The 14,808-nt window shown below is 52.5% G+C and carries 12 protein-coding genes; 11 read left to right on the forward strand and 1 reads right to left on the reverse strand.

All coding sequences use genetic code 11. The features are described from left to right. Positions 1-419 precede the first annotated feature (419 nt). The gene (locus KTH_RS17615; RefSeq protein WP_111318486.1) at positions 420-2,291 is read right to left on the reverse strand and encodes a PrsW family glutamic-type intramembrane protease; all 1,872 of its coding nucleotides are present in this window, start codon (positions 2,289-2,291) and stop codon (positions 420-422) included. A gap of 578 nt (positions 2,292-2,869) precedes the next feature. On the opposite strand from KTH_RS17615, the gene cmr1 reads away from it, so the two are divergent. The 11 genes from cmr1 (at position 2,870) to KTH_RS17670 (ending at position 14,739) form a co-directional block, all read left to right on the forward strand. Continuing rightward, complete coding sequence (gene cmr1 / locus KTH_RS17620; RefSeq protein ID WP_497620243.1) at positions 2,870-3,238, forward strand: type III-B CRISPR module RAMP protein Cmr1; 369 nt, start codon at positions 2,870-2,872, stop codon at positions 3,236-3,238. Positions 3,239-3,278: 40 nt separating this feature from the next. Next, positions 3,279-4,142, forward strand: a complete 864-nt coding sequence (locus tag KTH_RS17625) for a hypothetical protein (RefSeq protein ID WP_497620245.1) — start codon at positions 3,279-3,281, stop codon at positions 4,140-4,142. Between the two features lie 12 nt (positions 4,143-4,154). Beyond that, positions 4,155-4,532, forward strand: a complete 378-nt coding sequence (csx15, locus tag KTH_RS17630; protein ID WP_497620247.1) for a CRISPR-associated protein Csx15 — start codon at positions 4,155-4,157, stop codon at positions 4,530-4,532. Positions 4,533-4,600: 68 nt separating this feature from the next. Beyond that, on the forward strand, positions 4,601-6,130 hold the full coding sequence (locus tag KTH_RS17635; RefSeq protein ID WP_497620249.1) for an HD domain-containing protein: 1,530 nt from the start codon (positions 4,601-4,603) through the stop codon (positions 6,128-6,130). 63 nt (positions 6,131-6,193) lie between these two features. Continuing rightward, the gene (locus tag KTH_RS17640; protein ID WP_497620251.1) at positions 6,194-7,183 is read left to right on the forward strand and encodes an NAD(+)/NADH kinase; all 990 of its coding nucleotides are present in this window, start codon (positions 6,194-6,196) and stop codon (positions 7,181-7,183) included. After that, positions 7,173-9,104: a DNA repair protein RecN gene (gene recN / locus KTH_RS17645; protein WP_497620253.1), complete on the forward strand. Its 1,932-nt coding sequence runs from the start codon at positions 7,173-7,175 to the stop codon at positions 9,102-9,104. The genes KTH_RS17640 and recN overlap by 11 nt, the downstream gene beginning before the upstream one ends. A gap of 89 nt (positions 9,105-9,193) precedes the next feature. Beyond that, the gene (locus KTH_RS17650; protein ID WP_111318500.1) at positions 9,194-9,790 is read left to right on the forward strand and encodes an NUDIX hydrolase; all 597 of its coding nucleotides are present in this window, start codon (positions 9,194-9,196) and stop codon (positions 9,788-9,790) included. Between the two features lie 182 nt (positions 9,791-9,972). Then, a complete protein-coding gene (locus tag KTH_RS17655) occupies positions 9,973-10,167 on the forward strand; it encodes a hypothetical protein (protein WP_111318502.1) in 195 nt (64 codons plus the stop codon). Positions 10,168-10,227: 60 nt separating this feature from the next. After that, entirely contained in the window at positions 10,228-10,695 is a 468-nt protein-coding gene (locus tag KTH_RS17660) for a GNAT family N-acetyltransferase (protein WP_497620256.1), read from the forward strand. Positions 10,696-10,878: 183 nt separating this feature from the next. Then, on the forward strand, positions 10,879-12,378 hold the full coding sequence (locus KTH_RS17665) for a glycosyltransferase family 87 protein (protein WP_497620258.1): 1,500 nt from the start codon (positions 10,879-10,881) through the stop codon (positions 12,376-12,378). 153 nt (positions 12,379-12,531) lie between these two features. Continuing rightward, positions 12,532-14,739, forward strand: coding sequence for a tetratricopeptide repeat protein (locus KTH_RS17670; protein ID WP_497620259.1), 2,208 nt, complete (start codon positions 12,532-12,534; stop codon positions 14,737-14,739). The last annotated feature ends 69 nt before the right edge of the window (positions 14,740-14,808 follow it).

The raw sequence follows: 14,808 nt of genomic DNA on the forward strand, positions 1-14,808 counted from the left end.
GATAACAGGCTCTTGATCGAATGCCTGATATCTCTCTCGCTACTCTCTAGCGGTATAAGCTATAGAGCTGCACGCTTCTCCTCTATTGTAGCACAACCTGCCTGCGAAAACGCGCCAGTCGCCGTCCCATTCCCTCAAAAGAGGAGAGCTACTTGTCTCTTTTCCCCACTCGCATCTTGTTACTGCAAGCTCCTGTTTGTATGGTTCTTACGCTCTTTCCCTTCTGTATCTCTCTGCTCCACATAGCTATTTCTACATCTGAAATGGCTCTTCTCTCCGGTAAAAGAGAGGCAACAGACCAGTTCCGATTATGCCAACTAATCAGAACTTGCTATTTTGCCCCTTCTTGTTACATGCATGAGAGAGGAAAAGAGGTATTGCTGGCGTAAAAAAAAAGAGGGCAAGATGCCCTCCTTGCTCTACTGGTGGTCCTTGCTCGCTTCGAGCTGTGCCGCCTCTATCTCCTGGCGGAGCCTCCAGATCCGTTGTCGATAGGCCTCCTCGGGCTGAATCTCGCGCCGCTTGGGCTTATCACCTGTGCTGACGTGCCACTTGCGAAACGCCAGTCCGATTTCTGTCTGATAAAGAGCCTGCACACGCAACCACTGCTTGAAGCCTTGAGTCTGGCGCACCTTCTTCTCAACACGCCTGCGCTGGCTCGCACTTTGCAACAGCGCGTATTCCTCGACCGTCACCGTACCCGAGCTCACCTCATCGGCCAGAAACTCACGAATAATGGCCGATTCATGGGTCAGCGCTCGTAGCAGAACATAAACCAGCGAGATCTGCGCCAGCAAAGGCAGAACATAGTTACAGCTAATCGCAAGCCACCAGAAAAACATGGTCCGATTGTTCTCCGGCGTCGGGAACAGGATCTCGTAGGCATAATAGTTGACACTGTCAAAGACCGTATGCAGGAAAATCGCGATCAGCAGCCCCACCAGCGGGATCAGAATTTGTTTCCAGCGCACCCGTGTATGCCGAACATAGCCCAGAGCCGCACCAAAACAAATCGTAAAAGTCGGGTGCGTCAACCAGCCAAGCACAATACGGCCTACAATCAGGTTTGCCAGCAGGCTTGTGGAAGAGTTGTCGATAAAATAGCGTGTGTTCTCGACCATTGCCAGGCCTGCCCCGATCAGTGCCCCGTAGACAATTCCATCCGTCACATTATCGAACTCGTCACGCAGGAACAGGAAGAACAGCAGCAGCCCGAGCCCCTTCATCACCTCTTCAGTGATCCCGGGATTGAGCCCACCCTGAAGCAGCACAATCCAGAAAGTATTTGTTTCCAGCTTGAAACCGGCTGCCTGTATCAGCCTGTCAACTCCTTCCTCGATCCAGACCGAGAGCGGGACCGCAATCGCCGCTCCCCAGAGGAAAGCCGCGAGTTTCAGGAACCAGGGCTCTCTTTCATAGGAATCAATAAAGTTTACAAGAAGAACAATTAGTCCGGCTGGAATCAAAGGGATCAACACAGCCATCAGCAGGTTAGGCAACCCATCTTGCCGCACCGAGCCAAGACTGATAAAGCTGTTCAGCATCAACGCCACGATCAGCACAATAATCCCCAGAGCTGCAAAGAGCCAGAGGAGCCAGCGTTTCCGGAGACCAAAGCGCCGGGGTAACGCGAATTCCAGCGTGACCCCCACGCCAAAAAGCTCCTCGTTCTGTACATTCCAGGTTTCCTGTCGTTCTTCGCTCTCACCTCCCCGGCACAGATCTAGCGTATCTGGTATCGCTTTTGGAGTCGGTTCAGGGCACCAGGAAATATCAGGAGCTGGCGTTATACTCCCCGGAGAGACCTGTTCCTTTCGCTGCTGCTTCAAGGCCAGCGCCTGATCTTCAAGCAAGACTTGCTCTTCCTCTTCAATCAGCCTGCTATGTCCGTCAGCTACCAGGGGACCTGGCCCACTCTCCTCTATGCCGCTGTTCTCAGGCGCAACCAGTTGTAACAGAGTACTCCCGAGCACAAGATAATCCTGAGATACCAGCGGCATGCTTTGCCCAAAGGGAACCGCCTTCCCATTCACTCGTACGATACTATTTTCGGTCAAATTATAGACACGCCAGCCTTCTTCGGTTACTACCAGGCGTGCATGCTCACGTGATACGGTTGGGTCCATCAACAAAATATCATTACTTAAGGCTCTACCAATTGTCGTAACCCGATTGGTCAGTACATGCACAGGCCGGTCGTGAGGCAACCACTCAGATGACTGTCGTTTCGCCGCTGCCCCCGACGGCGGGCGCACCCGCACAACCCGCAGCACACCAAAACTCTTTCTCATCTAACGTCCCCGGCTTTATAGGTTTTGCCCAGGACACTTTCAGGTCACGCAGGAGGCGACCACAAACACAAACATATCCTCATCTGGCTCTGCTCCACTTTTCCCATACGCTCCTGACAATCCCAGTGTAACAGGGTCCTGGCGCCATTCTCCCAGAAATACCGTTCATGTGATTTGTACGTTATTGTACTATATCAGCTTACTCAACTATTGACCAGAGAACCCGCCACGGCGCTTGAAACCTCCCTCTAACAGTCTTTCAAAACAAGAGAACGGCATGATTTTCCATTGATTCCCATTGGATCAGAATCTCCCCGTTTCATAAATAGAGCCCTTTCGCTCCTGAAACATTTCTTTTAAAACTACTTTTCTTCTACTCTATCATAGTATTCCACATTTCCCTGACATATCCCATGCATACACTTCCCTTTTTATTTTATTTTCCATCATTTTTTGTTCAATTTCAATATTTGGTATTGTTCTTCAGAGAGAAGGAACTATAGTACGTCATTACATCCTTTTCTCTATTTCACCGCATCAAGTTCAGTATCTTTTTCTCTCCATCAGCTATCCCTGAAATGCAGTTGATTACTTTATCGTCTACGTCCCTGCCAGTTGTTATAAATATAGATATATTACAGGTAAAATTTCGTTCTATTGATAGAGAGGAAAACATCAGAAAGGATGCATATAATCACGTTTACTCTCCGTTCGCTTACCCCTCTTTTTTTGCCGGTGCCAACCAGAAAGCTGCCGAGCTCCGTGCCCCCTCCTTTCGAGGACAAATGCGATACTGGTACCGGGCTCTCGTTGCAGGAGTAGAAGGGCCAGAAAACCTGAAAGCGCTACGCGAGGCTGAAGCTGCCGTTTTTGGCTCCTCATCTCTGGGTTCTGCCGTCAACCCTAAAAATACCTCTCGAGGCATCAAAAAAGACCATAGAATATAGAAAACCGCCAGCAGCAGGAGAAGCGTATCTATTCTGGTCAATGGACTTTGCTGTCAGAGGTAAAACTGCCCCTCTTCGCCGCTACTGCTTCCAGGAGGAAACCACATTTCAACTCGTCATTCAGGCTCATGATGCACACATCGAACAACTGAAACAGGCAGTCGCCTCTCTCTGGCTTCTGACTCATCGTGGCGGGCTTGGGTCTCGTGCACGCCGTTGCGGAGGCAACCTGGTTGTCCAGGATATCCAGTATCAGGGGAAAAATATACAGGCGCTCTTCGGGCTCTCGTTCGCAAATGCTTGTAGTGCAGAGCAGCTCGCCTTCCAGCTCTCTGATGGCATCAAGGCTGCACGCAACCTCTGTTGTAAAAATCGAGAAAAGAATCGACCTATAGGCACATCCAGCTTTGAGATCCTGAACAGGAACACATGCAAACTCCTGGTCGCTCAGTTCCGCTCCCCATCAACAAACGTTAAAGACGCACTGCATGCTATTGGTGATAGCTTAAAAGCCTGGAATCAAAGAAATCCGGGAAGGGATCTCAAGCGACACTCACCACTACACCTTCGTCTTCTGCAACTGCAAACTACTACGCCACAAATAGATGTCGCAATGATATACAAAGCTCAAGCCCTGATTGTTGAGTGTAAAACCGGGACAAAAGGAAAGAAATCGAAGACAGTCAGAGATGTTACAACTGTTGCCAGTTCAATTGGTCACCGTTTCGTTGGCAAGTTCCTGATAACGAGCCTATTCACAAACCAGATAGATCCAAAGAGACACGCAGATATTCAGCATAAAGCAGAAAAAGACCACATCTTCGTTATTACTGGAGAGGGGCTTCCCCGAGTGAAGGAGTTTCTCGTAGAACAAGCCATAAATCCAAAATATCCACGCATTTAAGGGAGTTGAAATATGATCGTACTGAACTTTTCACACCCACTCACGGAAGAACAGAAAGCGCAGATCGAAAGCCTGACCGGGAACACGACCTCAGAGGTGCGCACCATTCCAGTTCAGATTGAACAGGGTGAGCCACTCGGCCCGCAAATTGTTGCGCTTGCCGATGCAGCCGCCCTCTCTTCGGAGGAATGGCAAAAAACCAGCCTTGTGATTAACCCCCCCGGACTCTCACATGCCGCCTGTCTGCTGCTTGCAGAGCTTCATGGGCGCATGGGGCGCTTCCCATCCATCATACGCATTACGCCCCGTCACTCGACAATCACCACCTATGGAGTCAGCGAGATCATCAACCTGCAAAACATTCGGGAGGAGGCACGGCAAAAACGCTGATCTGTGATACGATCTGTGATACTATATTTTGCGAATACAAGCCGGGAGGGAGTTCTGTTATTCGCATTATGAAAATTACACTGAATCAGCGTCAGGCACGCATGCTCAGCGTTTTACAACAGACCTCAGCCTATTTTGAAAGCCAGCAACAACAGGCGTATCTGGTAGGGGGATCTGTTCGTGATCTCTTGCACCAACAACCTTGCAAGGATTGGGATATCGTCTCAACCGGTGACGCGCATCAGCTTGCCCGAAAACTGGCAAATCACCTGGATGCATACTATGCCCAGATGAACGAGAAGGCAAGCCGTATCACCCTCAAGCCCGCAGAAGAAGAACTTATCCTTGATATCGCGCCGCTGCATGGTACAGCCATCGAGGCGGATCTTCAGGAACGCGACTTCACCATCAACGCCATCGCGATTCCGCTCCCCAATCTGGTAGCGCACCTCACCAGCGGAACAGAGCTTCAGCTTCTCGATCCGCTGCATGGCGCGGATGACCTGCACACAAAGACGCTGCGAGCAACCGGAGACGCCGTCTTTCAGCGTGACCCTCTACGCCTTCTGCGTGCCATTCGCTTTATGACGACGCTGCAATTCTCCATCGAGCCACAGACAGCAGAAATGCTCACACGTGATGCGAACCTGCTCCCTCAAACGGCAAGTGAGCGTATTCGGGAAGAGTTCTATACGATTCTCAAGCCAGAGGGCGCGGCCTCTCGTCTTCATTATATGGATAAGCACAGACTGTTCACTGCCCTGATCCCGGAATTCATCCCGGCCCGCGGCATGCCGCAGCCCTCCCTGCATAACTGGGATGTCCTGGAACATTCTATAGAAACGGTTGCAGCGCTTGAAAAACTGGCACAGGTGCTGGACGAGCCACCCGAAAAGCTCCGTGAGAGCCGCCTGAACCACAACCAGACAGACGATATCATCACGTTGCAGGCGCTCCTCAAAGAAGCGGAAGAACAGCACCTCTATTCTCGCGAAGCGCTAACTTCTCCACCAATGAAGCTTGCAGCGCTCCTTCACGATATCGGGAAGACAACAACGTACGCGGTCGATAATGAAGGCCATATCCACTTCTACCATCATCCGCAGGCTGGCGTTCCGCTCGCCCGCCAGATTATGCACCGCCTGGGAGCCAGCAACGCCGAAAGTCGTCTGGTACAGCAGGTCGTCGCTCATCATATGCGGCCCGGTCAGCTCAGCGGCACAGAGATCACACAGCGTGCGATTCGACGTTACTTTGTTGATCTCGGTCCCGTCGGGATCAATGTCGCGCTTGTGTCGCTTGCCGATCATCTGGCGATGCGTGGCCCGCAGGACCTTACTGAGGCCTGGCAACGGCATCTTTCCACAGTAGTACTTTTGCTCACTCGCTATATTCGCGAACGAGATCGTATTCTGCCGCCACGCGTCATCACGCCTCAGGAGCTGATTCACCGCCTGAACCTCAAGCCGGGGCCAATCATAGGCCAACTGCTGGAAATGCTCTCAGAAGCGCAGGCAGATGGCATCATCCATTCAAAAGAAGATGCCCTCTGGTTTGCCAGCGAAAAGCTCAACGAATTGAAGAAAGAGGCACCCTGAACAAGAAAAGAGTACCCAAAATACGAACATTTATACGAATAGATAATTGACAAATGGAGCCTCATGACGTACCATTACAGAGGCTTAATAACGTTAGGGCGGCTCTTACAAGTCGCCCTCTCTTGCCACTGGGAGACGGTTGTGAAGACAATAGCGATTTGCTATCAGGGACGCAAGCAGGAAACCGCCAGCTATGCGAACCAGTTAGCGCCTTTCCTTCAAAAACAGGGTTATCGGGTTCGGATTTTCGGTCTGCATACAGAAGAGCGACACGACCCCGAGATTTCCTTGCAAGGTTGTGATATAGCGCTCGTGCTCGGCGGAGATGGTACCATCGTGCATGCAGCGCGTCTCTGTTGCGACCTGGATATACCAATAGTCGCCATCAATTTTGGCCGCGTCGGCTTTTTAACAGAGTTGGAACCGCATGAGGTGCTCACCCATCTACATCATTACCTCGAACAAGATAGCTCTGTCTGGGTAGATGAGCGCGCAATGCTTCATGCCACACTGACACAGGATAATACCAGCGAAGAGTTTCTCGCCCTGAATGATGTCGTGGTTGCTCGTGGGACGTGGCCCCGTGGCGTACGCGTACAGGTCTGGGTCGACAACCACTACTATAATACGACATATGCTGACGGCATGATTATTTCAACGGCGACAGGCTCTACAGCCTATAATATGGCTGCCGGTGGTCCTCTGCTGCACCCGCAGGTGCAAAGCAGCATCCTGACCCCGATTGCGCCACATCTCGCTTCAAACCGTTCTCTTATTCTCCAGCCAGAAGCCTGTGTCAAGCTGCGCATCTATACTGGCTCCCAGAACGGCGTTTTCTCTGCTGATGGGCAGATCAATCGTGAGATCAAAGATGGCGCGCTGGTTTCCGTACAGAAAAGCCCTTACGTGACCAAATTCTTGCGCCGCCGCCCTCCGACGTATTTTTATCAGATTATCACCGCCAAACTCAAGAATGACGGTTTGCAACCGATTGAAAGCTTAGCAGTCGATACAGATATAGCAGAAGCAACCGAACATAATCATGTTACTTGAACTGAACATTCGCGATTTTGCTATTATTGACCGCTTACATTTGCACCTTCATCGCCAGTTTAATGTTTTCACCGGCGAAACAGGCGCAGGTAAGTCGATCATCATAGACGCCGTTAATGCTCTACTCGGTGGCAAAATCGGTGCCGAGTTTGTGCGTGCTGGCTGCGAACGAGCCTCCGTCGAGGGTGTTTTCTCTGTTGAGGCTCTTCCGCCGATTCTTGATGAAGAGCTGCAACCGGTTGAGGTCCTTGCACATGCTGGCTCAAACGGTGCTTCACCATCAACGCTTCTGGAAGTGATCGAACAGACAGAGCGCTACGTCACACATCGGCCCGCCGACACCGAGAGCGCAGACGCACGCGTTGCCCTTGCATCGCTTTTACACGAGTATGACATTGAAATTGAAGATGATACCCTGATTCTCACGCGGGATATCTTTCGCTCGGGACGCACCGTTTCGCGCATCAACGGACGTGCCCTTCCTCAACATGTGCTACAGCAGGTCGCAAGCTGGCTGATCGACATTCACGGTCAGAGCGAGCATATGAGCCTGCTGCGCACTGAGCAGCATATCAACTTCCTTGACCGCTATGCCGAGCTGCTCCCCCTGCGTGATGAGCTCAGTAAAAAGTATGCAGAATGGCGCAACGCCCGCAAACGACTACAGGAACTCCTTCGCAACGAGCGCGAACAACAGGCCCGCGCCGACTTCCTGCGCTTTGAGATCGAAGAGATCGAGAAGGCCGAACTCCGCGAAGGCGAAGTCGAAGAGCTGGAAGCTGAACGCAAAGTCCTGAGTAGTGCCGAGCGGCTCCGTGAGCTCTGCACCGCCGCGTATGGCCTGATAAAAGGCTCCGAGCTAGGCAGCGACAGCTTCAGTTCCGCGCTTGACCAGCTCTATGCAGCACAGCGCAGCGTTCAGGAACTGGCACGGCTTGATAAGAGTCTGGAAGGCTTCGCTGAAATGCTCAACGAGGCAACCATTCAGCTTGAAGACGTCGCAACTGGTATCAGTAGCTACGAAGCCGATATCGAGGACAACCCGGGACGGTTGGAAGAGATCGAGGCCCGCCTGGCCCTGATCTCGCAATTGAAGCGTAAGTATGCAGTGGCAACCATTGAAGAGCTACTAGAGCGCGTCGAGAAGGATCGCAACGAACTGGAAAGCATCACCCATCGTGATGAGATTATCGCTGAGTTGCAGCAGAAGGACGCTCTATATCGCCGTGAGATCGGAAAACTGGCCTCAGAGCTCTCACGACGCCGCAGCGCTTCTGCTGCACAGCTTGCTGCCGCGATGGAAGAACAACTGAATGATCTCAATATGCGCCGCGCCCGCTTCAAGGTCGAGATCCTCCAACGGCCCGATGAAAACGGTGTGCCTGCTCAGCCAGATGACGGGCCGGAACAGCATTTCGCCTGCGATCAAACCGGCATTGATCGCGTGCAGTTTTTGATTGCACCAAACCCCGGTGAACCGTTCAAGCCGCTCACGAAAATCGCGTCAGGAGGTGAAACCTCACGCCTGATGCTGGCGCTGAAAACGATTCTCGCTGGTGCGGACGCAACCCCAACGCTGATCTTTGACGAAATCGATTCAGGTATCAGCGGTCGTAGCGGCCAGGTTGTCGGTGAGAAGCTCTGGCAGTTAACCCGCGACCATCAGGTGATCTGCGTAACCCACCTGCCACAGATTGCCGCCTTTGCTGACCTGCACTACAATGTCAATAAGCAGATTATTGATGATCGCACCCTGACCATTGTCAATGAGCTCCGACCGGAACAGCGTATCCGCGAAATCGCCCATATTATTGGCGGCAGTGTCACTGAATCGGCGCTCAAAAACGCACAGGAAATGCTGGAACGCTCGCTCCTCTTCAAGGAGAACTGGAAACGCGCTCACAGCAACTATCACTATTAAGAAAGACACAAGCCCAATGCTCACAGCATGCCCGTCCAGTGCATGCTGTTTCTTTCTAGCAACCTTTCAGAATGGAGTACCCTTGTCGCATGATTGCTTCGTTGCCCGCAGAGATTCAGGCCGAACTGATCCGCCTGGCCGACCACTATGGAAAGCCCCTGATCCATACCGCCTATCTTGAGAGCGGCAGTAACTTTGAGCCTCTGAACAAGGCTGACCGCTATGGCGAGGTCTGCATGGTCATTCGCCGCCCCAATGGCCGCCTGCTCACCATGAAGAAAGATATCTATCCACCTGAGGCTTATCGTTTGCTCACCGGAGGAATCCATCACGGAGAAGCTATCTTTGACGCCCTGCTCCGGGAGACACAAGAAGAGACTGGGTTACAGGTAGAGGTCCGCCGCTTCCTTGCTGTTGTCATCTACCATACCAGCGACTCGGGTGAGAAACCGGCGTTCTTCACCTTTGCCTTCCTGCTCGATGAGACGGGCGGCGTTCTGGGCGCACTTGACGAAGATGAGCGGATTGAGAACTATCGAGAAGTCAAGCCTGAGGAGCTTCCGGCAATGGCGCGTTATCTGCACAATATCCATTATCCCGATGGACAGGGGAGCGATTGGCACGACTGGGGCCAGATGCGAGCCGTCATCCATGAGGTCGTCTGGCAAGCGATACAGAAGGCCTGAACCAGCCTGACTTCTTCTGTCGTGTCAGCTTTTCTGCTCTATTTCTGGGGGAGAAGCCAGATCTCGACACCTATGCTATAATACGAACTGGATATCGCTCTACTGCATAGCGATATCCACACACTCTTTATTTGACAACTCACAGGCCTGATGGCACAGGATATGTAAAGGATATAGAACAGATGAGCAAGAAGTTAATGAGCACGCTGCTGCTCTTTGTGGTCTTTATCGGTTTCCTCTGGTGGGGACTCTCTATGCTTTTTGGGGCAATTAAGGTCAGTAACGGTGAAGAGATCGTCTATTCATTGCTCCTGCTAGGCTGCGCTGGCTATGCGCTCGTTTCTATTATTTTGCTTCCTCGCAAAAAGATGCCATAGCGCTCCCCTTCATTAAAGCAGTGATGGGCAATTCAGGATAGAGATGGCAGGTTTGTGTTTATGATTGAAAAACACTCGACCACGGCATTAACCTTTCGCCTGGCAACACCCGAAGACGTAGAGGCTATTGATTACCTTGATAGCTTCAGTAACTCGCCGACCCGCAACATTCACCGCGAAATGGAGAAGTATTTTGGCTCAGTCGATCCCTCTACGCACGAATATACCCTTATTTTTCTGGCGGAGCTCGATGGACAATGTTGCGCTAAAGTGGAATTGATGTTGCCCCCTTCAGGTACACCGCACCCGGTCGGCTATATCAAACGGGTGGTGGTCCATCCCGACTATCGAGGGAAAGGGCTCTCGAAAGCGCTCATGCAACATGTAATCCAGTATGCCCATCAGCATTGCAATATCGAGGCTATGGACTTACTGGTGTGGGAGAACAATCTTCCTGCCATTCAGCTCTATGAGTCGCTCGGCTTTGAATTGCAACATCGCGAGCTCTATTACCGTCTGCGCATCTAAGTCCCGTCAATTCCCGCTCGGTAGACAAGTTCCTCCCCTTTTTTGTGACGGAAGAGCCTGACTCTTCGTTCTAACACTTGGACCGAGTCTCTGCTAACTCGGTACTTTTTATCGGGAGGTACAAAAGCGCAAACGCCCGGAACACGGACAGAGACAGAGCGATCGGGCTAAGCGCAAGGGTTTATGGCACAGCAATCTGTACTTACGACGACGCAGACAACACGACAAGAGCAAAAGAACTCAGCACCGTTGCCTCGATGGATGCGCTACTTCTTTACACAAGAAACAGCGCAGGATCAGAGGAAGATCGCGGACCTGCAACGACGAGCCGTATGGATTGCACTCGCGCTGATCTTACTTTCGCTTAACGAGATCGATCATGGTTGGTATTTCCCGTTCCTGGGACCCGTTGCCTCGCTGATTCCTCTTTTCCTGCTTCTCGGTTGCTTCGCCTCCGTCTGGATGGCGTTGCGAACCAGGAAGCCCGAGGCCTCCCGCACTCGACAACCCTTCCCAACACGTGGACAACGTGTTGTGCTTATTCTGACCTTGATTTTAAGCATTGCAGGCTTTATTCAATTCGGTCGGGGCATTATCATGTGCTTTCTACCACCCGAGTTCTCAAACGATGGCACCACACTGGACACCAATGCCGCGATGTTGCTGGTAGATGGCCGCAACCCCTATACCGATTCCAATATGCTGGACATCTTCCGAAACCAGCACTTTGAGCTACAGCCAAGCTGGACTACACCCCTGCGTCAGGGTCAGTTTGCGGACCGTCTCGACTATCCGAGCGAGCCCGAGATCCGCAGCGTGCTGAATACCGCGCTCAAGGCCGGTGAGGCCCCCGAATTCGAGTCACGGGTCAGTTATCCAGCACTCTCTTTTTTGACGCTGTTACCGTTCGCATTGCTGAATACCTATAATGTTCTACCATTCTATATTCTTAGCTATCTGCTGATCATCTTTGTGGCCTGGAAAGCGGTACATCCGGCGCTCCGCCCCTGGGCACTGCTGCTCGCGATGGCGAACATTCCTATGTGGGCCTCGACCGTCGGCGGGAACCTGGACATCTTCTGTGCGCTGCTGGTTATTCTGGCCTGGCTCTTTAAGGACTCGCGCTGGCTCTCGGGCCTGTTCCTCGGTCTGGCAATCGCAACCAAGCAGACATCATGGTTTCTTGTCCCATTCTACTTCATTATGATCTTCAGAAACTATGATCTGAAAGAAACGCTGCATCGTGGCTCGATTGCGGCTGCAGTGGCTCTGGTATTTAACCTGCCGTTCTTCTTGTGGGACCCACAGGCGTTTGTCGCTGGTGTGCTGGCTCCAATTGCGGACCCGATGTTCCCGATGGGAATTGGTATTATCAACCTCAGCGTCACCAAGCTGATACCGTTCTTGCCTGAAAAAGTCTATACTGTCGTGGAAGGATTGACAATGCTTGGCACACTGGCACTCTACTGGCGAATCAGCCGCAAGGCGCCGGAAGCGGCACTACTGCTTGCCTTCGTGCCGCTGATCTTCGCGTGGCGCAGCCTGCCGTCTTACTTCTATTGCATTGCCTTCCCGATCTACATTGTGATGGGTGCGCGTATCAATCCCGCACTTGAGAAATTCTCTCTCATCGCCTGGGCGCGTCGCCTGGTTCGAACAACACAGGTACCGGCACACGCCTGAACCATCTAGAACAGCATGCAACAGACAGGTCCGGAGGTATGCGCCGGACCTGTTTCTACGTCCTTCATCGTTCTCTCGACGCATTGCCTACTTCGTGGTACAATCCCCTAGTCAGCGTATATCTTACAGATCTCAGGAGCGCGAGTAATCACTATGTCACGCAAAAAAGAGACTTTACAGCAACTTTCTGAGGCAGAACACAAGCAGGTGCAAGACCTGCTTTCACAATATCATACACTCGCACAAACCATTCGCACTACAGAAGATGCTCAAGGAGCAGAGTCTGTGCTTCAGCCAATTATCGCATTAACAGAAGCACAGCAGATCACCTTGCTCAAAGCGCTCGGGAAAGAACAACATCAGGACGCCGCTGACCTGCTGGTTGCCCTCAACGCCTTTGCCCCGAACAAGGATGCTCGCAAGGAGGCGCGTCGCTCTCTTCTCACGTTAGAGGGGCACAAGATTCAGCCGCAATGGCAGCCACCACAGGCCCGACCCGCCGTTGTTCAGGTCAATGTCTCCAATCCGCCGCGCTTCTGGAAAGGCTTTGTTACGCAATCCCGTGAACAGGGAGAAGTGCAGCTTCTCCTGTTCTGGGAGCAAGGCTACGATTATACAGAGGTTCGTAGCCTCAGCTTTTTACTGGAATTCTGGAGCGAAGGCATCAAAGAAGTTTCGGTTGAAACAACAGGCAAGCGCCGCGCTCAGGACCGCATCACAGAGCTCAAAGCGCGTTTGCAAGATGTCCCGCTGGTCGAATGCACGCTCGCTGAAGGCCGACGCCTGCTTGAAGAAGCGCTCTCTGTGCATAATTGGCGCAAGCTCCCACTCCCCAAAGAGTACCGAAACAATCAGCCGCTGATCAAGAAGCAGATCCTCGAAGCAACTGAAGCAGGGCGCGACTCGGGCGCTACCTTTGTCTATCCAGATATGGAGCCGCAAGAGACCGCTTTGCACTTTATTGGAGCCTGGTCAATGGGCGATTATGGTTTGACTTATGATCTGCTCAGCAGCACCTGTACCCTGCTCCGCGATGCAACACGCGATGAATGGATTGAGCAGCATCGCCACTGGGCTGATGAGGCCAAACCAGCTCGCATCGAGCTGAGCTTTGTGCAGGAGCGTGAGGCAACACAGGATGCTATATGGCTCCCCTCAACTGCGAAAGGCGCAAGCAGACGAAAGGATCTTGAGATTGGCTGGTCTGTCGAACTGAGCCCGACGCCACTTAGCGGCACATTACCTGAAATGCCAATGGGAACCGCCGTCAACAGAGAAACTGGCCGGCACTGGTTCTGGTCCATCTTCACACTGGTCCACGAGAAGGACGGCTGGCGCATCCAGCGCATTACGGATGAAGGCGCACGCATTCAGGGCCTCCCGGTTGCGGAAATTCAGCAGCAGATCAAGGAACAGGAAGAGGCTGTCGACCAACTGGCCCGCCAGCAAAGCGATAATATTCAGGCTTTTATGGAAGAGCTGGCGATGCGTCTGAGCAAAGCCCTTTTCTACTATGATGCTCTCATCGCCCTGCTTCCGCTTGATCGCCATCCATTAGAGGCGGCGGTGGGGCGCGCAATGGCACAGGGCAACCCTGAACGCACGATGGTCTACCTTGATCGCTTGCTCCAGCGCTTCCCGGAGAATCATGAAGAGAACCTGCGGAGAATCGCTGCAACTGAGATCAACTACGCCTTCAGTCCTCGGGCTGAAACCATGCCAGAACGCCGCCAACACTTCCTGGATCTGGCAGAGAACGCGCTGCATGAGGCCATTGAGTTGCATGATTCGTCGCTCAACCACATTCTACTTGCAGAGCTCTTTATGAGCGAGCAACGCAATGAAGAGGCTGAAACCGAGCTGGAAAAGGCTCGAGGTCAGTCGCCCTCGCCGCAGGATGAGGCAACCATTGAAGCAAGCCTGGGAGCTATCGCTATGCGGCGTGAGCGCGTCGGTGATGCCCTCTCACATTTCCAGCGAGCCTCCGAGCTAGATGCAAACCTGCCGGGCATCTGGTTTAATATCGGCTTTGCGCATCGTCTGCTTGGTCACTTCGAGAAGGCAGAGCAGATGTATCAGCGCGCACTCCAACAGGAACCACAGGATATACGCATCTACTCGGAGCTGATCGCCATTCATATGAATCGTTCCGAAAAACAGGAAGCGAAACGCATCGCGGCAGAAGGCGTCAGACAGAATCCCGCTTCTGCTCATCTCCATGCGCTCTACGCCTCCGTGCTGCATGAACTGGGAGAACGAAAAACGGCACAGGAGGAGCTGGAACGCGCCGAGATGCTTGATCCAACGCTGGAGATTGTCCAGAGCGTGCGGCAGCAGTTCCGGGCCAGCAAAAAACGCTAGACCGAACCAGTTATTCAGGAGAGACGCAGCTTCCTGCGTCCTCCTCTCCATCATGCTCAATGCTCCCTG

It is taken from the genome of Thermosporothrix sp. COM3 (assembly GCF_059696735.1).